Source organism: Anaerosacchariphilus hominis (genome assembly GCF_014290175.1).
Classification (GTDB): Bacteria; Bacillota; Clostridia; order Lachnospirales; family Lachnospiraceae; genus Laedolimicola; species Laedolimicola hominis.
In genome coordinates, this window is the sequence record NZ_JACOOR010000009.1 from 19,423 (window position 1) to 38,783 (window position 19,361).

At 52.1% G+C, this 19,361-nt stretch carries 16 protein-coding genes; 3 read left to right on the forward strand and 13 right to left on the reverse strand.

The window, feature by feature from the left end; genetic code table 11:
* The first annotated feature begins 190 nt into the window (after positions 1-190).
* The gene (locus H8S44_RS14255) at positions 191-4,441 is read left to right on the forward strand and encodes a 2-hydroxyacyl-CoA dehydratase (protein WP_186873951.1); all 4,251 of its coding nucleotides are present in this window, start codon (positions 191-193) and stop codon (positions 4,439-4,441) included.
* Between the two features lie 94 nt (positions 4,442-4,535).
* Here H8S44_RS14255 and H8S44_RS14260 read toward each other — a convergent pair whose 3' ends face one another.
* The 7 genes from H8S44_RS14260 to argC all read right to left on the reverse strand — a co-directional run bounded on the left by H8S44_RS14260 (position 4,536) and on the right by argC (position 11,339).
* Positions 4,536-4,967 carry a DMT family transporter gene (locus H8S44_RS14260; RefSeq protein WP_186873867.1) on the reverse strand — a complete coding sequence of 144 codons (432 nt, stop codon included), beginning with the start codon at positions 4,965-4,967 and terminating at the stop codon, positions 4,536-4,538.
* Between the two features lie 97 nt (positions 4,968-5,064).
* On the reverse strand, positions 5,065-6,342 hold the full coding sequence (locus tag H8S44_RS14265; protein WP_186873868.1) for a sugar ABC transporter substrate-binding protein: 1,278 nt from the start codon (positions 6,340-6,342) through the stop codon (positions 5,065-5,067).
* Positions 6,343-6,354: 12 nt separating this feature from the next.
* Entirely contained in the window at positions 6,355-7,554 is a 1,200-nt protein-coding gene (locus H8S44_RS14270) for an aspartate aminotransferase family protein (protein ID WP_408609391.1), read from the reverse strand.
* Complete coding sequence (argB, locus tag H8S44_RS14275) at positions 7,544-8,449, reverse strand: acetylglutamate kinase (protein WP_243167619.1); 906 nt, start codon at positions 8,447-8,449, stop codon at positions 7,544-7,546. The genes H8S44_RS14270 and argB overlap by 11 nt, the downstream gene beginning before the upstream one ends.
* 77 nt (positions 8,450-8,526) lie before the next feature.
* The gene (gene argJ, locus H8S44_RS14280) at positions 8,527-9,756 is read right to left on the reverse strand and encodes a bifunctional glutamate N-acetyltransferase/amino-acid acetyltransferase ArgJ (protein ID WP_186873870.1); all 1,230 of its coding nucleotides are present in this window, start codon (positions 9,754-9,756) and stop codon (positions 8,527-8,529) included.
* A gap of 27 nt (positions 9,757-9,783) precedes the next feature.
* Positions 9,784-10,230, reverse strand: a complete 447-nt coding sequence (locus H8S44_RS14285) for a GNAT family N-acetyltransferase (protein ID WP_186873871.1) — start codon at positions 10,228-10,230, stop codon at positions 9,784-9,786.
* Between the two features lie 68 nt (positions 10,231-10,298).
* The gene (gene argC, locus H8S44_RS14290) at positions 10,299-11,339 is read right to left on the reverse strand and encodes an N-acetyl-gamma-glutamyl-phosphate reductase (protein ID WP_186873872.1); all 1,041 of its coding nucleotides are present in this window, start codon (positions 11,337-11,339) and stop codon (positions 10,299-10,301) included.
* A gap of 324 nt (positions 11,340-11,663) precedes the next feature.
* On the opposite strand from argC, the gene H8S44_RS14295 reads away from it, so the two are divergent.
* Positions 11,664-12,896 carry an argininosuccinate synthase gene (locus H8S44_RS14295; RefSeq protein WP_186873873.1) on the forward strand — a complete coding sequence of 411 codons (1,233 nt, stop codon included), beginning with the start codon at positions 11,664-11,666 and terminating at the stop codon, positions 12,894-12,896.
* 60 nt (positions 12,897-12,956) lie between these two features.
* On the opposite strand, the gene H8S44_RS14300 is transcribed toward H8S44_RS14295, so the two are convergent.
* The 3 genes from H8S44_RS14300 to H8S44_RS14310 all read right to left on the reverse strand — a co-directional run bounded on the left by H8S44_RS14300 (position 12,957) and on the right by H8S44_RS14310 (position 15,598).
* Positions 12,957-13,190: a hypothetical protein gene (locus H8S44_RS14300; protein WP_186873874.1), complete on the reverse strand. Its 234-nt coding sequence runs from the start codon at positions 13,188-13,190 to the stop codon at positions 12,957-12,959.
* Positions 13,191-13,338: 148 nt separating this feature from the next.
* A complete protein-coding gene (locus tag H8S44_RS14305; RefSeq protein WP_186873875.1) occupies positions 13,339-14,178 on the reverse strand; it encodes a DegV family protein in 840 nt (279 codons plus the stop codon).
* 118 nt (positions 14,179-14,296) lie between these two features.
* Positions 14,297-15,598, reverse strand: a complete 1,302-nt coding sequence (locus H8S44_RS14310; RefSeq protein ID WP_186873876.1) for a M18 family aminopeptidase — start codon at positions 15,596-15,598, stop codon at positions 14,297-14,299.
* A 141-nt stretch (positions 15,599-15,739) separates the two neighbouring features.
* Between H8S44_RS14310 and H8S44_RS14315 the strand changes: the two genes are divergently transcribed.
* Complete coding sequence (locus tag H8S44_RS14315; RefSeq protein WP_186873877.1) at positions 15,740-16,243, forward strand: DUF5721 family protein; 504 nt, start codon at positions 15,740-15,742, stop codon at positions 16,241-16,243.
* 31 nt (positions 16,244-16,274) lie between these two features.
* On the opposite strand, the gene H8S44_RS14320 is transcribed toward H8S44_RS14315, so the two are convergent.
* Genes H8S44_RS14320 through H8S44_RS14330 form a run of 3 tightly spaced genes read right to left on the reverse strand, consistent with a single transcriptional unit; the run spans position 16,275 to position 19,356 of the window.
* Entirely contained in the window at positions 16,275-17,423 is a 1,149-nt protein-coding gene (locus tag H8S44_RS14320; RefSeq protein WP_186873878.1) for a DHHW family protein, read from the reverse strand.
* Positions 17,424-17,440: 17 nt separating this feature from the next.
* Positions 17,441-18,844: an MBOAT family O-acyltransferase gene (locus tag H8S44_RS14325; protein WP_186873879.1), complete on the reverse strand. Its 1,404-nt coding sequence runs from the start codon at positions 18,842-18,844 to the stop codon at positions 17,441-17,443.
* A 14-nt stretch (positions 18,845-18,858) separates the two neighbouring features.
* Positions 18,859-19,356 (reverse strand): DUF4358 domain-containing protein, encoded by a 498-nt coding sequence (locus tag H8S44_RS14330; RefSeq protein ID WP_186873880.1) that lies wholly within the window; start codon positions 19,354-19,356, stop codon positions 18,859-18,861.
* Between the last annotated feature and the right edge of the window lie 5 nt (positions 19,357-19,361).

Sequence of the window (19,361 nt, forward strand, 5' to 3'; positions counted from 1 at the left end):
TATACATTTACTGTATGCCCTCTGTAAAATCTTGTGTTTTATGCGCCTTTTTATTAAACTTTCCTTGAAATCTTTATAGTTTTTTTATTTGCTTTCAAAAATCTTGTGTCGTATAATGTACATTAGTGTCGATTAGAACCTTTTGCTCTTAACAGAAAAGGAGGAGGCGGAAGATTCCGCCGTGATTTTTATGAACCATTCATCTACATATACATTGGGAATCGATATCGGTTCCACTACAGTCAAAGTTGCTGTATTAAATGAGGAGCATCAGCTTCTCTTTTCTGACTATGAACGTCACTTTGCCAATATCCAGGAGACCCTGGCGTCTCTTCTGGAGAAAGCGGAAACCCGGCTTGGAGATCTGACCGTCTATCCCGCCATCACCGGTTCCGGCGGTCTGACTCTGGCGAACCACTTGGGCGTCCCCTTTATTCAGGAGGTCGTGGCTGTGGCTACGGCTTTGGAACAGACTGCGCCCCAGACTGACGTGGCCATAGAGCTGGGTGGCGAAGACGCAAAAATCATTTACTTTGAGGGTGGCAATGTGGAGCAGCGTATGAACGGCATCTGTGCCGGGGGCACCGGATCCTTCATTGACCAGATGGCTTCTCTTTTACAGACGGACGCCACCGGCCTGAATGAGTACGCAAAGAACTATCACTCTCTTTATACCATCGCGGCCCGCTGCGGTGTATTTGCCAAGTCCGATATTCAGCCGCTAATCAACGACGGCGCCACCAAGGAAGATCTGGCTGCATCCATTTTTCAGGCTGTGGTCAATCAGACCATCAGCGGTCTGGCCTGTGGAAAGCCCATCCGTGGACATGTGGCGTTCCTGGGCGGCCCGCTCCATTTCCTGTCCGAACTGAAAGCGGCCTTTATCCGCACCCTGAATCTGGACGACGAGCACATCATCGCCCCGGAGAATTCTCATCTGTTTGCCGCCATGGGTTCTGCCTTAAGCTGTGAGCAGAAGACAGGCGTGTCCTTAAATGACATGAAAAAGCGGTTACAGGCCCACATAAAATTGGATTTCGAGGTGGCTCGTATGGAGCCTCTTTTTGCCAACGAGCATGAGTACGCCAAGTTCCAGGAACGCCACAGCCGCCATGAGGTCATGCGTGGTGATTTCCAGGCCTATGAGGGCGACTGCTTCCTCGGAATCGACGCCGGAAGCACCACTACCAAGGCGGCTCTGGTAGGCAAGGATGGAGCTCTGCTCTATTCCTTCTACAGCAGTAACAACGGTAACCCCCTGGCGACTACCATCCGCGCCATCAAGGACATCTACCGGTTTCTTCCGAAGAACGCGCGCATCGCCCGTTCCTGCTCCACCGGCTACGGTGAAGCCCTGATTAAGGCGGCCCTGATGCTGGATGAAGGCGAAGTGGAGACCGTTTCCCATTACTACGCGGCAGAATTCTTCGATCCGAATGTAGACTGCATCCTGGACATCGGCGGTCAGGATATGAAGTGTATCCGGATCAAGAACCATACCGTAGACAGCGTACAGTTAAACGAGGCATGTTCCTCCGGCTGTGGTTCCTTCATCGAGACCTTTGCCAAGTCCCTGAACTACACAGTGGAGGATTTCGCCAAGGCTGCGCTTTTTGCCAAGCACCCCATTGACCTGGGAACACGCTGTACTGTCTTTATGAACTCCAAGGTCAAGCAGGCACAGAAAGAGGGCGCGGAGGTATCCGACATCTCCGCAGGCCTGGCTTACTCCGTTATCAAGAACGCGTTATTCAAGGTCATTAAGGTATCCGACGCTTCCGCTCTGGGGAAAAATATCGTGGTACAGGGCGGTACTTTCTATAACGACGCGGTTCTTCGAAGCTTTGAGAAAATCGCAGGCTGTGAGGCAGTCCGTCCCGATATCGCCGGCATCATGGGCGCTTTCGGTGCAGCTCTGATTGCGAGAGAGCGTTACAAAGACGGTATGGAGACCACCATGCTCTCCATTGACGAGATCAACAACCTGGAGTTCTCCACCTCCATGACCAAGTGTAACGGCTGTACCAATCACTGTCGTCTGACCATCAATAAATTCTCCGGCGGACGCCGTTATATCTCCGGCAACCGCTGCGAGCGGGGTATCGGAAAAGAAAAGAACAAAGACAATATTCCGAACCTGTATGAATATAAGAACAAGCGTCTCTTTGACTATGAGCCGCTGAGCGAGGAAGCGGCCGGGCGCGGAACCGTAGGTATCCCCCGCGTACTGAACTTCTATGAGAACTATCCTTTCTGGTTCACCTTCTTTACGAAGCTGGGCTACCGGGTCGTGCTCTCTCCTTCCTCTACACACAAGCTTTATGAAATGGGTATTGAGTCTATTCCCAGTGAGTCCGAGTGTTATCCGGCCAAGCTGGCCCACGGTCATGTGACCTGGCTCATCCGTCAGGGCCTGAAGTTCATCTTCTATCCCTGCGTACCCTATGAACGGACCGAGTTCAAGGATGCGGGCAACCACTACAACTGCCCCATCGTCACATCCTATGCGGAGAACATCAAGAATAACATCGACGAGCTCTCCGACAGTGATATTGATTTCTTTAATCCGTTCCTTTCCTTTGAAAATGAACAGATTCTGGAAAATGGACTTGTTACAGAATTCTCCAGGCACTGCGGTATCTCTGAGAGCGAGATCCGCGAGGCATCCAAAGCGGCCTGGGCGGAGATGGAACATACCCGGGAAGATATCATGCGAAAAGGCGAAGAAACTCTGGAATACATGCAGAAAACCGGACGCCGGGGCATCGTACTGGCCGGTCGGCCCTACCATGTGGATCCGGAGATCAACCATGGTATTCCGGAAATGATCAACTCTTACGGTCTGGCTGTACTGACAGAAGATTCCATCAGCCATCTTCATCCGGTGGAACGCCCGCTGTTCGTTATGGATCAGTGGATGTACCACTCCCGGATGTACGCGGCCGCAAGCTTCGTAAAGACCCGGAATGACCTGGATCTGATTCAGCTGAATTCCTTCGGCTGCGGTCTGGACGCTGTCACCACCGACGAGGTCAGCGACATTCTGACCAATTCGGGCAAGATCTATACCTGTCTGAAGATCGACGAGGTCAATAATCTGGGCGCTGCCCGGATCCGCATCCGCTCTCTCATCGCCGCCATCCGCGTGCGTGAGAACAAGGGTGAATGCCGGAGCATCGTCTCCTCCGCTTACGACCGCGTTATTTTCACCGAGGAAATGCGTAAGAACTACACGATTCTGTGTCCCCAGATGTCACCCATTCACTTTGACGTCATTGAGCCAGCCTTCCGCTCTGCAGGCTACAAGCTGGAGGTGCTGCCGGATTCTGACCGTGCCGCCATCGACATGGGCCTGAAATATGTAAATAACGATGCCTGCTATCCCTCCCTGGTGGTGGTAGGACAGATTATGACCGCTGTGCTATCCGGTAAATACGATACCGACAAACTGGCCGTCATCATCACCCAGACCGGAGGCGGCTGCCGTGCCACCAACTACATCTCCTTCATCCGCCGGGCCCTGGCCAAGGCCGGACAGGAGCAGATTCCGGTCGTCTCCCTGAACTTAAGCAGTCTGGAGGAGAACCCTGGCTTCAAAATTACAGCAGGTTTGGCTGTGAAGGGTCTCTACGGACTAGTCTTCGGCGATATCTTCATGCGGGTACTGTACCGGATGCGGCCCTACGAGAAGGAACCCGGAAGCGCAGACCGGCTCCATGCGAAATGGCTGAAGATCTGTCAGGACTTTGTCTCTCAAAAATTTGTAAGCCACCGGAAGTTTGTAAAAATCTGCCAGGGTATCATTCAGGAGTTCGATGCCCTGCCCATCCATGAGGATATGAAAAAACCCCGGGTCGGCGTAGTCGGTGAGATTCTGGTGAAGTTTTCTCCTTCCGCCAATAATCATCTGGTGGAGCTTCTGGAACACGAAGGCGCCGAGGCAGTCGTACCGGACTTGATGGACTTCCTGCTCTACTGCTTCAAAAACAGCGAGTTCAAGGCGGATCATCTGGGCAAGAAACGTTCCAGCGCCCGAATCGCCCGGGTCGGCATTCAGGCCATGGAATGGCTCCGAAAGCCCGCTGCCAACGCTTTCCGGGAAAGCGTTCATTTCAACGCGCCCGGCAATATCGACGAGATGGCTGATATGGCCTCCGACATCGTATCCGTGGGTAATCAGACCGGCGAGGGCTGGTTTCTGACTGCCGAAATGCTGGAGCTGATTCATGAGGATGTGCCGAACATCGTCTGCACCCAGCCCTTCGGCTGCCTGCCGAACCACGTGGTCGGCAAAGGCGTCATTAAAGAGCTGCGCCGCCGCTATCCCGCTTCCAATGTGGTAGCCATCGACTACGATCCCGGTGCCAGCGAAGTAAATCAGCTGAACCGGTTGAAACTGATGCTTTCCACTGCGAACAAACATCTGAAGGCCCATTCATAACAAGGCCCATCTTTCATTTCATACAAAAGAGCCGCGGGATTCCTGTAAAGGAGAATCCTGCGGCCTTTTATTTTTTCTGGAAATTTCCGGAACCTTATTCCCATTTAAACAAAATAACCCCGACGATGGCCACCGCCATCCCCACCATCTTCCGCCAGGAAAAATCCGCCTTTTCCACTCCAAAAAGCCCCAGCAGCTCAATCAGATAGGCCACTAAAAGCTGGGCTATGACAATGAGCATCACCGCCCTGGCGGGCCCCAGGGCGTCCATCCCTTTGATGACTGTAAAAGTGATAAAGGCACCGATGACCCCTCCCAGCAGAAAGTACTTCGGTGTCACCTGCAGAGCTGTCAGCGGATTCGTCCGATCTGCAGCCGCCCAGACCGCCAGACAGGTCAGAAGGGCCGTCAGCTGTACCCAGGCTGCCGATACCCAGACACTGCTGGCCTTGGTCACCTCCGTATTAAAAACTCCCTGAATACTCATCAGCGCGCCAGAAAGAAGCGCAATAAAAATTCCAGTCACAGTTTCACCGCTTTCTTTTCTTTTAGAAATCAGTGTTTCCGTGACTGGAATTTTTTATTCTTATTCTGTTTTTATTCTTATCCTGATTTTGCGACAATTATTCCTGGGTCTGAAGCTGCTGCATAACCTTCTGGGTCACCGCGTCCACTTCCGTATTCACGTCGTTCCCCTTCCAGATATTCGCAAAAGCAATCTCCATCTCGATCCAGTAATTGCTTAAATCCGTCAGCTTCGGTACCTCCACCGAATTCTCATACTGATCCAGCAGAACCGGCATCTGACTGTTCTCATAATCCACATTCAGGCATACGGGCATTTTATCTGACATAGGATACAGATCCTGTACCCGCTCACAGGTCAGATAGCGGGCAAACTCTTTGGACAACTCCCGCTCCTTCGAATAGGCATTCACCACTACAGAATTTGTGACAGAAAGACCCTTGGTAGCCAGGTCTCCGGTCAAATCCGGAACCTCCGCGATTCCGTAGAATCCCTCGCCTCCCTGTTCTGCCACTGCTGCGTCCAGCTTCGCGATGGCGTCGGTCTTTGCAATGGTGTAGACAGTTTTTCCGTCGATAAACTCCTGCAGCACACTATCTGTAGTAACCTCATCCGCATCAATGGCGAAAAAGGCATTCAGGCTCTGATAATACGCCAGGCAGTCCTTCACCTCCTGGGCATCCAGCTGTACCTGCGCCGGATCGTCCCCGGTCTCTCCGCCCAGATTCACATAGTTAGAGATAAAAAAGAAGTTTGAGAAAATATCCGCCACGTTCCATTTGAAGATATTTTCCACATTCTGCGTCTCCTCTGTGGCTTCGTAATTGTCCGCATAATCCAGAATCTCATCGATGGTATCCGGAGCGGAATCCACATAGTTGGTATTATACAGCAGGAAACAGGTTTCAAAATAAAAGGGATAAGCCATAAGCTTTCCGCCGCAGGTAGCCGCGTCGATGGCCTTCTGGGGGAAGTCCTTCTTCAATTCTCCTGCCGTAAAACTGTCATTTTCCACTGTCAGACCCGCAAGTCTGGCCTTGCCCAGAAGCTCGCTGGAAGTGATAAACAGATCCGGTCCTCCCAGATCGGAGATACTGGCTGTATTGATATGCTCAATATAGTCCACGGCTGTCACCAGCTGCAGGGTCACCTCTGCACCATACTCCTCCTCAAAAGCTGCCGCTGCTTCCACCAGATAGGCATTCAGCTTTTCATCCGTGTACCAGAGAGTCAGCTTCTTCCGTTCTGTCTCCTGTCCGGCTGCCGCAGCCTCCTGCTGCTTCCTGTGGTATGAAAATGCCACCTGTCCCATCTGCGCAAATACGAGCAGCACCACCAGAATGGCGATGGCTCTCCGGTAAATCGTATGTCTCATTTGTGTAAAATCCTAACCTTTCGTCAAAGCCCTCTCAAGCTTTTCAACCATTTCGTCTACATGGTCTTTAGTGATGACCAGAGGCGGAACCAGACGCAGTACATCGCTTCCGGCCGTAATCACGATCAGACCCTCATCCATAGATTTTAACACAACTTCTCCCACAGGTCTACCCTGGATTACCAGTCCCTGTATCAGTCCCTTGCCCCTGCGGGCTGCAATGCAGTCGTACTTATCCACCAGAGCATCCAGCTTCTCCTGCAGATAAGCACCAACCTCCTGTACATGCTCCACGATATGATCCTGCTCAAAAATATCCAGCACCTTGGATACTGCCGCACAGACAAAGGGGTTGCCGCCGTAGGTGGTGCCGTGATCTCCGGGCGCCAGGGAACCCAACGCTGTCTTTTCATCCAGCACAAAAGCACCCACCGGAACGCCGCAGCCCAGAGCCTTGGCACAGGTCATGATATTCGGCTTCACACCGTACTCCTGCCATGCAAATAAATGGCCGCTCCGACCCATTCCGCACTGGATCTCGTCCAGAATCAGAAGCGCGTCATGCTCCTCGCAGAGAGCCTTTACGCCCTTTAAGAACTCCTCTGTGGCCGGATAGATACCGCCCTCTCCCTGGATCGTCTCCAGAATCACCGCGCAGGTGCGCTCGTTAAACTGGGCCTTTACGCTCTCCAGATCGTTGTAATCCGCAAAACGGATGCCGCCGATGAGCGGGCGGAAGGGCGCCTGGTATTTCTCATTGCCGGTGACAGACAGGGCTCCCATACTCCGTCCGTGGAAGGAATGGTTCATGGCAATGATTTCATGATCATTTTTACCGTCTTTCAGCCAGGCATATTTACGGGCTGCCTTTAAAGCTCCCTCGATGGCCTCAGTTCCGCTGTTGGTAAAGAATACCCGGCTCATGCCGCTCATACGCACCAGCTTCTCTGCTGCCTCTGCTGCCGGCTCATTGTAATACAGATTGGAAGTATGCATCAGTTTATCAATCTGGCCTTTCAGCGCCTCGTCGTAGCCCGGATAATGATAGCCCAGGGCCTGTACCGCGATGCCTGCGGCGAAGTCCAGGTATTTATTGTCGTCTGTGTCGCAGAGATAGACGCCGTCGCCGTGATCCAGTACCACCTGGTAACGGTTGTAGGTATGAAGCACGTTTTCTTCCGCCTCTTTGATAATCGTCTCTTTATTTTCCATCATAATAGTTTTCCTCTCCTTCGCCCAGAATGGCTGTACCGATTCCCTTGTTGGTAAAGATTTCCAGAAGTAAGCAATGGGCGATACGTCCATCCAGGATATGCACTCTGGATACGCCGTTCTCGATGGCGTCGATGCAGTTATTCAGCTTCGGAAGCATGCCTCCGCCGATATTTCCGTTCGCAATCAGCTCTCTTGCTTCCTTTACATGCAGCTCGGAAATCAGGCTCTTCGGATCTTCCGGATCTCTCCGGACGCCCTCGATGTCCGTCAGGAACGCCAGTTTCTCCGCGTTCACAGCCCGGGCAATGGCGCAGGCCGCGTCATCAGCGTTAATGTTATAGGTATTGAAGTCTTTGTCCAGACCCACCGGGCATACGATGGGCAGGAAATCCTTCTCCAGCAGATCGTAGAGAATCTGAGGATCCACATCGGTGATCTCGCCCACGAAGCCGATGTCCTCCCCCTTGGAATATTTCTTCTCCACCTTCAGAAGACCGCCGTCCTTTCCGCTTAGGCTGACTGCTTTAACGCCCAGCCCCTCGACTAACTGCACCAGACTCTTTCCAACCTTACCAAGGACCATTTCCGCGATTTCCATGGTTTCTTTGTCCGTTACGCGAAGACCGTTGATGAACTTGGGCTCCATACCGACCTTGCTCACCCAGCGGCTGATCTCCTTACCGCCGCCGTGTACAATGATGGGCTTAAAGCCTACCAGCTTCAGAAGGGTGACGTCCTGAATGACGCTGCGCTTCAGCTCCTCATCCACCATGGCGCTTCCGCCGTATTTGACCACGATGATTTTCCGGTTAAAACGCTGAATATAAGGAAGGGCCTCAATGAGGACCTTGGCTTTCTCCAGGTAGGTATTCATTTCTTCTTCTCTGCTCATAATATTTTCTCCTCTGTATGTCCTGCGCCGCGCCCGGCGCTCACACATTTCCATTCTAAAACGCTTTTATTCTGCTTTTAGGAACGATAATCCGCGTTGATTTTCACATAATCATAGGTCAGGTCACAACCCCAGGCCGTGGCTGTGGCGTGGCCCATTTTCACGTCCGCAATTGCTGTTACTTCCGGCTCGGAGAGGATCTTCGTGGCCTCTTCCTCGCTGTAGTTCACTGCCACGCCATTTTCAATAATCTGGATCTTTCCGGCTGCGCTCTCGAAAAACAGCTCCACCTTCTCCGGGTCGAACTGGGCTCCGGAATAACCCATGGCGCATAAGATCCGGCCCCAGTTGGCGTCATGGCCGTAAATGGCTGCCTTCACCAGACTGGAGGTAACCACGGATTTGCTCAAAATCACAGCCTGCTCCTTGCTCTCGGCTCCCACGATTTTCACCTCGAAGAGTGCTGTCGCGCCCTCGCCGTCGCCTGCCATTTTCTTTGCAAGCCAGGTGTTGACGGTGTTCAGCGCCTTGGCAAATGCTTTGTAATCCTCATTTTCTTCCGTAATCTCCGGATTCTCTGCCATGCCGTTTGCCAGCACCAGCAGGGTGTCGTTGGTGGAAGTATCGCCGTCCACGGAAATCATATTGAAGGTGTCCTTTACGTCTGCGCTTACACATTTCTGCAGCATCTCTTTGGAAATGTTCGCGTCGGTGGTCACGAAGGCCAGCATGGTACACATATTCGGATGAATCATGCCGGAGCCCTTGCACATACCGCCTACGGTTACAGTCTTGCCGCCCAGTTCCACCTGGACCGCGATTTCTTTATTCACAGTATCCGTGGTCATAATGGCTTTGGAGGCTGCAGTTCCATGCTCCAGGGTGCTGCCCTTGGCTTCTTTTAAAAGGCTGATTCCCTTTTTCAGGCGATCCATGGGAAGCTGCATGCCGATGACGCCGGTGGACGCCACCAGAACGGCATTTTCCGGAACGCCGAGAACTTTGGCTGCCTCTTCCGCGGTCTCCTTACAGTAGCCCATGCCCTCCTCGCCGGTGCAGGCATTGGCGATGCCGGAGTTTACGATGACTGCCTGGGCGTAGGGAGACTCCTTTACAATCTTCTGATCCCATTTCACCGGGGCTGCCTTTACGATGTTGGTGGTGAAGGTGCCTGCCGCGTGACAGGGCTTTTCGCTGTATACCAGGGCCATGTCGGTCCTTCCCTGGTACTTGATGGCTGCCGCCGCTGCTGCTGCTTCAAAGCCCTTTGCCGCAGTGACGCCGCCCTTGATTTCTGTGATTTTCATAATACTCCTCCCTTTCCGTTGTGAAGTCTATTCGTTAAACGCTTCAATATTTTCTTTATTTAAGACAAAATCATAGTAGTTCAAATCCAGACGCTGCGTCCAGCCGATACGGTTCCAGAAGGCGTTGCCGATATCGTTCTGGGTAAAGGCAATCAGGGATACCTTGCTGATCTGTTCTTCTTTTAAGGCGTTCATAGCAAAGACTACCATAGCCTTGCCAATCCCCTTCATCCGGTAATCCCGGTGGACGCAGACATGGTAGAGACAGCCCCGGCGTCCGTCGTGGCCGCAGAGGATGCTGCCTACCACCTTGCCGTCCTCGATGGCTACCACACTGGTGGTGGGATTTCGTTTTAAAAATCGCTCCACGCCCACCCGGGAGTCGTCGATGCTCCGGATGGCAAAGCCTTTGATAGTCATCCAGAGGGCGTAGACACCGTCGTAATCGTCGATGGTCATTGTTCGGATAGTCATTTTCCTGTACCTCACCAAGTATTAAGGAAACACCTCACCAAGTGCTCATGATTAAGGAAACACCATGGTCACGGGAACATGGGAACGAGCTCCAGACCCTCGCTCTCCTTCAATCCGAACATCAGGTTCATGTTCTGGACGGCCTGGCCGGCTGCGCCCTTCACCAGGTTGTCCATGGCGCCCATCATAATCACACGCCTGGTTCTCGGATCGAGTTTGAAGTTCACATCCACATAGTTGCTGCCCTCCACCCATTTGGTCTGGGGGCATACGTCCTTGTCCAGTACCCGGACAAATTTCTCCTCTGCGTAATACTTATCGTAAGCAGCCTTCACTTCCTCATAGGAAACCTCTTTCTTCAGGGAGGCATAGGCTGTGATCAGGATCCCTCGGTTCATGGGCACCAGATGGGGTGTGAAATTGATCAGCACCGGCTGGCCTGCCGCGTAGGACAGCTGCTCCTCAATCTCAGGCGTATGACGATGATTTGCCACGCCGTAGGCCTTGATATTTTCATTGACCTCGCAGTACAGGTTGTCCACCTTCGCGCCTCTGCCCGCGCCGGAGGTTCCGGACTTGGCGTCGATGATAATGGTGTTCGGATCGATAAGCCCTTCCTTTAAAAGCGGATAGATGGAAAGGGTGCTGCAGGTGGGATAGCAGCCTGGATTGGCCACCAGCCGCGCCTTCTTTACCGCCTCCCGGTTGATCTCACAGAGTCCGTAGACAGCCTCCGGGATAAACTGGGACGTCGGGTGCTGGATCTTATACCATGCTTCATAGGTCGCCACGTCTTTTATCCGGAAATCCGCGCTTAAGTCTATAATTTTTACCTTAGAAAGAATCTCCTCATTGACCAGAGAGGCGCAGAGACCCTGGGGCGTCGCTGTAAAAATCACGTCTACCTGGTCTGCCAGCGCTTCCATATTATCGTCCATGCATTTGTCGTCTACAATCTGAAACATATTCTGATAGACTTCCGCATACTTCTTATCTATGTAGCTTCTGGAGCCGTACCATTTTATCTCTACATTCTTATGTCCCGTGAGAATACGGACCAGCTCGCCGCCTGCATATCCGGTTGCTCCGATAATTCCTGCCTTTATCATTCTGTTTTTCCTCTCTTTTCTGTTCAGTTCCTTTACGCTTCTAATGCTACGCGTTTGCCCTTATTTTAGACCTGTTTGGTCGGTATTTCAAGCACTTTTCCGTTTGTATGTATTTTTATACATTTGTTTTGCATATATTATCACTTTTATGCATATTATTCAAGCACTATTTTATTTTTATTCATATTTCTATGAATCTTTTTCTGAATTTTACCTTGCATATTATATAGAAATGATGTATATTAGTTTTCAGTGAACGCAAGTGGTATGCATAAACATTCATGCCGCATCAAAATCATAAAACACTCAGGAGGATATTTGAATATGAAAGACAAAGTAGTACTTGCCTATTCCGGCGGACTGGACACCACTGCCATTATTCCGTGGCTGAAGGAGCATTTTGATTACGACGTAGTTTGCTGCTGTATCGACTGCGGCCAGGGAAATGAGCTGGACGGACTGGACGAGCGTGCGAAGCTCTCCGGTGCTTCCAAGCTGTACATCGAGGATCTGGTAGACGATTTTGCTGAAAATTATATCATGCCCTGCGTAAAGGCTGACGCTGTCTACGAGAACAAGTATCTGCTGGGTACTTCCATGGCACGTCCGGCTATCGCCAAGAAACTGGTGGAGATCGCAAGAAAAGAGAACGCGGTCGCTATCTGCCACGGCGCTACCGGTAAGGGAAATGACCAGATTCGTTTTGAGCTGGGTATCAAGGCTCTGGCTCCGGACCTGAAGATCATCGCTCCCTGGAGAATGACCGATATCTGGACCATGCAGTCCCGTGAGGACGAGATCGCGTACTGCGAAAAGCACGGCATCCATCTTCCCTTCTCTACCGATTCCAGCTACAGCCGCGACCGGAACCTGTGGCACATCAGCCATGAGGGACTGGAGCTTGAGGATCCGGCCAACGAGCCGAACTACGACCATCTGCTGGTTCTGGGTACCACCCCGGAGAAGGCTCCGGACGAACCGGAATATGTAACCATGACTTTTGAAAAGGGCGTTCCCACATCTGTAAACGGAAAGCAGATGAAGGTGGCTGACGTGATCCGCACCCTGAATGCACTGGGCGGAAAGCACGGCATCGGCATCGTGGATATCGTTGAGAACCGTGTGGTAGGCATGAAGTCCCGTGGCGTATACGAGACACCGGGCGGAACTATCCTGATGGAGGCTCATCGTCAGCTGGAGGAGCTGGTTCTGGACCGCGCTACCATGGAGACCAAGAAGGATATGGCCAATAAGTTCTCTCAGATCGTATACGAAGGAAAATGGTTTACTCCGCTGCGTGAAGCCATCCAGGCTTTCATGGAGGTAACTCAGGAGTATGTAACCGGCGAAGTAAAGTTCAAGCTCTACAAGGGCAACATCATCAAAGCCGGCACTACTTCTCCCTACTCTCTGTACAATGAGTCTCTGGCATCTTTCACCACCGGCGACATGTACGACCACCACGACGCAGACGGATTCATCACCCTCTTCGGCCTGCCGCTGAAGGTTCGGGCTATGAAGCTGGCTGAGGTGGAGAAGAATAAGAACAATCACTAATTTCCACGAAAAAAAGGCCCCCGCGTCATCAGACGCGGGAGCCTTTTCTTTTTCTTTTTCTTACTGCTGCAGTCCGCTCACATAATCATCAATGGCTGTAGTGGTGATAGCCACATCGGAAGTATCCGGTTTATTGACGGTGTCGTAGATGGAGTAGCCCAGCCAACATACCAGCGCAAGAGCGATCACGCCTGCACATACCTTTATCAGAAACTTCCTACGCTTCTCCCTGGCCATGATCTGCTTACGGTTGGCTTTCTGCTCTTTATAACGATCTACTTTTTCCTGACTCATAGTTTTTATCCTCTCTGCCTCTGTAACTGCCCCGCTTCTTCTGTACCGGCAGAATTTTCGCGAAACAGTTCCATATTTATTTTATATTATATCATAGATTTGTGAAAAAGCCATGAAAAATTTCAGGATTTTAAACAGGATTTTCTGCTTATACGGCCACAATAACACCACCGTCGCTGGCGTAGAGGCTGCTGACTCCCGCCGTATCCAGGATCAGGAAATCCTTCACCTGAATCCGCTTCTGAATCTCCTCTTTCATGAACTCTGCCCGCTCCGGACAGTTACAGTGGGAAATAGCCACAATCTTCTCCTCGGGATGAATCACTTCCTCGGCCACATAATCCGCCATGCGCTTCAGGGCACGGTTCATACCCCGGGCCTGATCCTTTTGACAGATGGTTCCGATGGACGTGGCGCCCATCACCGGTTTAATGTTCAGGGCATTGGCTACAAAAGCCTTCAGGTTACTGAGACGGCCGTTTTTTCGGAGGGCCTCCAGGGATTCCAGCACAAAATATGTGTGCTGCTCCGCGATAAAGGCGTCCACCTTTGCCACGACCTCCTCAAAGGGAAGACCCGCTTTCTCATATTCCTCGATCTTCATGGCGATCAGTGTCTGTCCGACGGACGCGGAACAGGAATTAAACACATGGATATTCTTGGCTCCACGCTCCTCTTCATATAGTTTCTTTCCCAGCTCTGCACTGTTGTAAGAACCGCTCAGCTCTGCGGAAAGAGTCACCACATAGACGCGATCTGCTTCACAGGTATAGGCTTCCATATATCTCTGCGGAGAAGGACAGGAAGACTTGGGACAGTTGGGGCTGGCCGCTACTCTTCTCAAAAAGTCAGCCTGATCAAAGGTCTCGTCGTCCACAATCTGATACCCGTCGATGTCCAGAGTCAGCGGTACGCTTTCAAAATGCTCATCCTTTTTATAGCTTTTCGGCAGCTCACCGCAGCTGTCCACGATAATTTTATAACTCATAACGTTCCTCCGATATTTTTCATAACCACAAATCAGATTTTTTACATTCCCGAAATGTAGTTTTAAATACTACATAAGATAATAGCACAACGCCATGAGCTTTTCAATACCTTTTCCACTATTCCGTGAAAAATGCCTCCACCGTCCGCACCAGACTTTCCTGATCCGCCGTTCCCATCAGTTCCCGGCTGGAGTGCATGGCCAGCAGCGGTACGCCGATATCCACGGTTTTTACGGGAAGCAGCGCTGACGCAATGGATCCCAGGGTGCTTCCGCCTGCCACATCGGAACGATTGGCAAACTTCTGATAGGGAATCTTTCGGGCGTCGCAGATCTGCTGCAGGATTCCCACCGCCTCGCTGTCGGTGGCATAGGACTGGCTGCTGGACTCCTTGATACAGATGCCCCGGCCCAGCACATCCTGATTGGTAGGATCGCACTTTTCCGAATAATTGGGATGTACTGCGTGGCCCACATCCACCGAAAGCAGCATGCTGTCCGCATAGGTCTCCAGGAACTTTTCCCGTCCCCTTCCGAAAGCCAGCAGAATCCGTTCCATCACCGAGGGCAGCAGCATGGATCCCGCTCCCTGTTTGGTGCGGCTTCCGATCTCCTCATGGTCAAAGAGTACCGCCATATTGACGCCCTGTTCCCGTTCTCCCTCCAGGAGTCCCTGAATCACCGCCTGTACGCTGGTCAGGTTATCCAGACGTGGCGAGGAGATGAATTCCTCGGAGAGTCCCAGAAAATCGCCTGTATCCGTGTTATAGAGACCCAGCTCATACTCCAGGATATCCTCCTTATCCACCCGCAGCTTTTTCGCCAGGCAGTCCAGGAAAAAGTCCTGATCCGCCTCCTTCCCGGACAGATCCTGTAAGCCCAGAATGGGCAGCAGATCCTTCTGGCGGTTCAGCTCCACGCCCTTATTGACCTCCCGGTTCATGTGGATGGCCAGATTCGGAATCGTCAGGAAGGGCTTCCGGAAGTCCACCAGGCGCACCTCCGGATGAAAGACATCGTCGCTTCGCAGCACCACCCGTCCCGATACGGAAAGCGGCCGATCCAGCCAGGTATTCAGAATAGCTCCTCCGTAGACCTCCACATTCAGCTGACGATAGCCATTTTTCTCTATCTCAGGACGGGGCTTGATCCGAAGTCCCGGAAAGTCCGTATGGGCCGCCGCGATCCGAAAAGTATCTCCAAACATAAACTTCTTACCCAGCCGGAATGCCACCAGACTGGATCCATTATGCACCAGATAGTACTTTCCTCCGTTCTCCAGCCCCCAGTCCTGTCCCAGACTCAGTTTCTGAAAGCCTGCCGCTTTCAGCTGCCGCTCGGCCGCCGCCGCCACATGAAAGGGCGATGTTCCCTCATCCGTCAGCTGCAGCAGTTTCTCCGCGTATTTCATGGTATTCATTTGTCTTTATCCTCCTTTTTGCCCCTGGGGGCACGTACACACGCTCTTTTCTCCAGTATACAATGAATTGATTTCTATTTCAATTCCATGTATACTAAGAAAGAATTCTATTTTCTATTCCATTTTCCATAAGGAGGAGCTATGATTTCTTTTCAGATCGAAGACGTAAAGAATTTTATGAATAAACTGCTGCTGGGCGGCACCTTCGATGCCTTCCATGTGGTGGAGGGCAGCGTTATCACCTACAACACCTTCCATATCGACGGCCATCTGCACCCTGACTATTATAGTAAGGAGGAACAGGAAGCCCTGGGTCTTTCCACCCGTCGCTTTTCCCGATGGCAGGAGGTAAAACCCTTCTGTCTGGAGCTCATCAAAGGAAAACGGACGCCTCTGGGGTTTCACTTTACCTTTCAGCTTTCTCCTGAAAATACTGAGAAATTACTGAGCCAGACCGCCTCTCCCTTTTCTCCGGGGGATGTGAACGGTCTGGCCCTGAATATCCGCTATGAGGACGGGCATGTGATCTGCACCACCGCCCTGTCGCTGAATTTATTTACCATGGACAAATCCCTGGAGCACGCCTGGGATCAGATGGTACAGAAGTTCTTTCTAAAGCAGGATCTGGCCTTCCACCTGCTGTAACTGTTCTGTATTCTATCTGAGTCGTCCGCGTTTATCCCAGTACATCATGCAGCACGTCGTCCTCCAGAAAAGTATTCAGATTATAGAGAAAGACCACATCGGTAAAATCATACTGTTCCATCAGCTGATCCAGGCTGTCGTAATAATATCTGGGATCCACCAGCACGATTTCTTCAAAGTCGCCGGTCAGGAAGGGGACCAGGCAGTTGGCGTAGGAATCCTTTACCAGCAGAAGCTTCCGTCCCGTGGAAGCCATGGTACGGATCTCTGTCAGCGGATGGTTACCGTTTAAAAACATGCCGTATTTGTCTTTTGTATCCAGCTTCTCTGACGCGTACAGGGAAGCTGATTTTATCTGCTCCTGCACGTAGGTCACCACCAGCTCTTCCTCCTGTTCCGGCCAGTAGACCTCTATGGTATCATCGGGCACCTGATAGCCGCTTCGGGCGGAAAGGGTTCCCTGAAAGCTGTCCGTCACCGGATACAGCTGTTTTTCCATGGAATCCGCCCTGTTCTCCGCTCCCGGAAGCCCCATGACCTCCGCCATTTTTTCATAGGCGTACCCTGCCCCCCGGGTGGTCCAGTGGTGATCGCTCCAGTAATACAGGTACTCGTCCTTATGCTCCCGCAATGTCTCATACAGAGGGATCTCCATCACCGGCTCCTCCCGCTTTTCCAGATACCTTCCTATCTTTTCCAGCTGTTTTTCCTGATCTTCCACCGGCGCGTATGCCGGAAGTCCTTCCTTCTGGACGGAAGCTGCGTCGGGAACCAGCATCAGATAGCTTCTCACCCCAGGATAATGTCCGCTGAAGCTTCCGATGGCTTTCAGATTCTGCCGGGTTCCCGCCCGGATTCCGGAGGGCTCCTCAAAGAGCTGATCCTTTCCCAGATATACATCCCCTGATTTATTTTTCCCCAGAAGCCGGTCTGCCGCTGTCTGGAAACGAATCCACTGATCCCGGAAAGCGAACTGGTCCGTCTGATATTTCTCAAAATCCGTCATAAACCGGCCATCCATCAGTTCCGTCAGGCTGAAGACCGGCCTCTGCTCCAGCATCCGGTTCTCCGTATCGGAAAACTTCACGTCCTGATGAAGCAGATTGGCCAGGGTAAAGCCTCCCAGCAGGAGGACAAATCCCAGCCCCAGTATATTGTTCAGATAACGTCTGTCTCTCATGATAACTGCCTCATTTTCTAAAACCGGAAATACAGAAACGGGTTATAGGTGTCGTGGATCAGATAGGCCACAGCCAGCAAAAAAATCACCAGATAGCCTGTGACAGTCAGGACATCCCACCAGTCGCTTTCCTGCAGACGCCGCCACAGCGCTCCCGGCAATGGCGTGGAACCCAGGGCCGCCAGCAAAAATAAAACCGCGCCTGTGGTCAGATAATAGAGACTCGCTCCATCCACCACTCCCACGGCTCCCTGTCCCACCAGCAGTCCCAGATAGGTTCCTGCTGCCTGAAGATTTGGGCTGAAGAAAAAGACCCAGCCGATCATGACCAGCACCAGCGTATAAAAACGCCCCACCACCGGCAGCTTTCCCTTTTTCCCTTTCCCGAGCCGGTTCAGGACATATTTTTCCAGAATCAGCAAAAGCCCGTAATAAAGGCCCCAGACCACAAAGTTCCAGCTGGCCCCATGCCAGAGCCCCGTACAGGCCCAGACCACCAGCAGGTTAAAGATATGCCGCCCGGTGCTGACCCGGTTGCCGCCCAGGGGAATGTAAACATACTCCCGGAACCAGGAGCTTAAGGAAATATGCCACCGTCTCCAGAAGTCGGTGACGCTTGTCGCCCAGTAAGGATAACGGAAGTTTGGCTGAAACTCAAAGCCCAGCATTTTTCCCAAGCCGATAGCCATGTCCGAATAGCCGCTGAAATCAAAATAGATCTGGAAGGTATAGGCCAGCACCCCCAGCCAGGCGGAAAGCACTGACAGGGAAGACAGGGCCGTAATCTCCCGATACATCACGCCCAGATTATTGGCCAGAAGCACCTTTTTCCCCAGACCCACGACGAAATAGCGGACTCCCTCCCCGAACCGGGAACGAGACATTTCCCGGCTCTGAAGCTGGGCGTCCACGTCCGCGTACTGGACGATGGGCCCGGCCACCAGCTGGGGAAACATGGAGATATAGAGACCGAAGGAAATCAGATTTTTCTGGCTCTTTGCCTTTCCCCTGTACACATCCGCCAGATAGGAAATGGACTGGAAGGTGTAGAAGGAAAGTCCGATGGGAAGGCTTAAGGAAAGCGCCGGAAGCTTCACAGAAAGCAGCGCCTCCAGGTTCTGGGCCAGGAAACCATAGTATTTGAAAAAGCCCAGAATCAGCAGATCCACGGCCACGCCCAGGGCCAGACTGCCCTTTCCCCTTTTTCCCTTTTCCTGCTGCCTGGCGATATCCAGTCCCATCACATAATTCCACAGGATGCTGTACCCCATAAGCAGGCAGTATACCGGCTCTCCCCAGGCATAGAAGATCAGACTGGCCAGCAGAAGCACCAGATTCCGAAGCTTCCCCGGAGCCAGATAATAAACCGCCAGCACCGGCGGCAGAAATGCAAATAAAAAGACAATACTGCTGAAAACCATGATTACTTATGCTCCTAACTTCCTGTCCGTTCTGTCTGAAACAAGTCTTTTCGGTATGCCTTTTTGATATCGGAGACCCGATCCGAAACTGCGAACAGCACATAGCTGCCGTCTCTTCGAATGACACACCCGTTCAACAGCTGCACCTGCTCCGGGCCGTAGCCTTCAAAGTTTTTCACCTGAGTTTCCTTCCGGTTCCGGGCCGCCTCCAATACCTGTTCGGCCTGTTCCGGAGATGCACACTCCACCAGAAGCAGCTCCTCCACCGCCATATTGTCTGAGGCGGTATACAGGACCCAGTGGGCCAGTTCCCCTGCGTTCAGGTCATAGAACCGCCGGAGCATCCTGGCGTCTCCCTGCTTCATATCCGACAGATCCATGGCCTTCTCCACGTCTGCCTGCAATTTTCCAAAATCCACCTGCCGGGCCGTTCCCTTCACCACCAGCAGGCCGCCCGCTGCCAGAAGTACCAGAAGCAACAGCTTCGCTATCCTCAATATCCAGTCTTTCATAATCC

Excerpts from the sequence above, each read along its gene's own strand:
- H8S44_RS14255 (WP_186873951.1), top strand. The coding sequence starts at position 191 with ATGAACCATTCATCTACATATACATTGGGAATCGATATCGGTTCCACT.
- H8S44_RS14265 (WP_186873868.1), bottom strand. The coding sequence starts at position 6,342 with ATGAGACATACGATTTACCGGAGAGCCATCGCCATTCTGGTGGTGCTG.
- H8S44_RS14270 (WP_408609391.1), bottom strand. The coding sequence starts at position 7,554 with ATGGAAAATAAAGAGACGATTATCAAAGAGGCGGAAGAAAACGTGCTT.
- argB (WP_243167619.1), bottom strand. The coding sequence starts at position 8,449 with ATGAGCAGAGAAGAAGAAATGAATACCTACCTGGAGAAAGCCAAGGTC.
- argJ (WP_186873870.1), bottom strand. The coding sequence starts at position 9,756 with ATGAAAATCACAGAAATCAAGGGCGGCGTCACTGCGGCAAAGGGCTTT.
- H8S44_RS14285 (WP_186873871.1), bottom strand. The coding sequence starts at position 10,230 with ATGACTATCCGAACAATGACCATCGACGATTACGACGGTGTCTACGCC.
- argC (WP_186873872.1), bottom strand. The coding sequence starts at position 11,339 with ATGATAAAGGCAGGAATTATCGGAGCAACCGGATATGCAGGCGGCGAG.
- H8S44_RS14295 (WP_186873873.1), top strand. The coding sequence starts at position 11,664 with ATGAAAGACAAAGTAGTACTTGCCTATTCCGGCGGACTGGACACCACT.
- H8S44_RS14300 (WP_186873874.1), bottom strand. The coding sequence starts at position 13,190 with ATGAGTCAGGAAAAAGTAGATCGTTATAAAGAGCAGAAAGCCAACCGT.
- H8S44_RS14305 (WP_186873875.1), bottom strand. The coding sequence starts at position 14,178 with ATGAGTTATAAAATTATCGTGGACAGCTGCGGTGAGCTGCCGAAAAGC.
- H8S44_RS14310 (WP_186873876.1), bottom strand. The coding sequence starts at position 15,598 with ATGAATACCATGAAATACGCGGAGAAACTGCTGCAGCTGACGGATGAG.
- H8S44_RS14315 (WP_186873877.1), top strand. The coding sequence starts at position 15,740 with ATGATTTCTTTTCAGATCGAAGACGTAAAGAATTTTATGAATAAACTG.
- H8S44_RS14320 (WP_186873878.1), bottom strand. The coding sequence starts at position 17,423 with ATGAGAGACAGACGTTATCTGAACAATATACTGGGGCTGGGATTTGTC.
- H8S44_RS14325 (WP_186873879.1), bottom strand. The coding sequence starts at position 18,844 with ATGGTTTTCAGCAGTATTGTCTTTTTATTTGCATTTCTGCCGCCGGTG.
- H8S44_RS14330 (WP_186873880.1), bottom strand. The coding sequence starts at position 19,356 with ATGAAAGACTGGATATTGAGGATAGCGAAGCTGTTGCTTCTGGTACTT.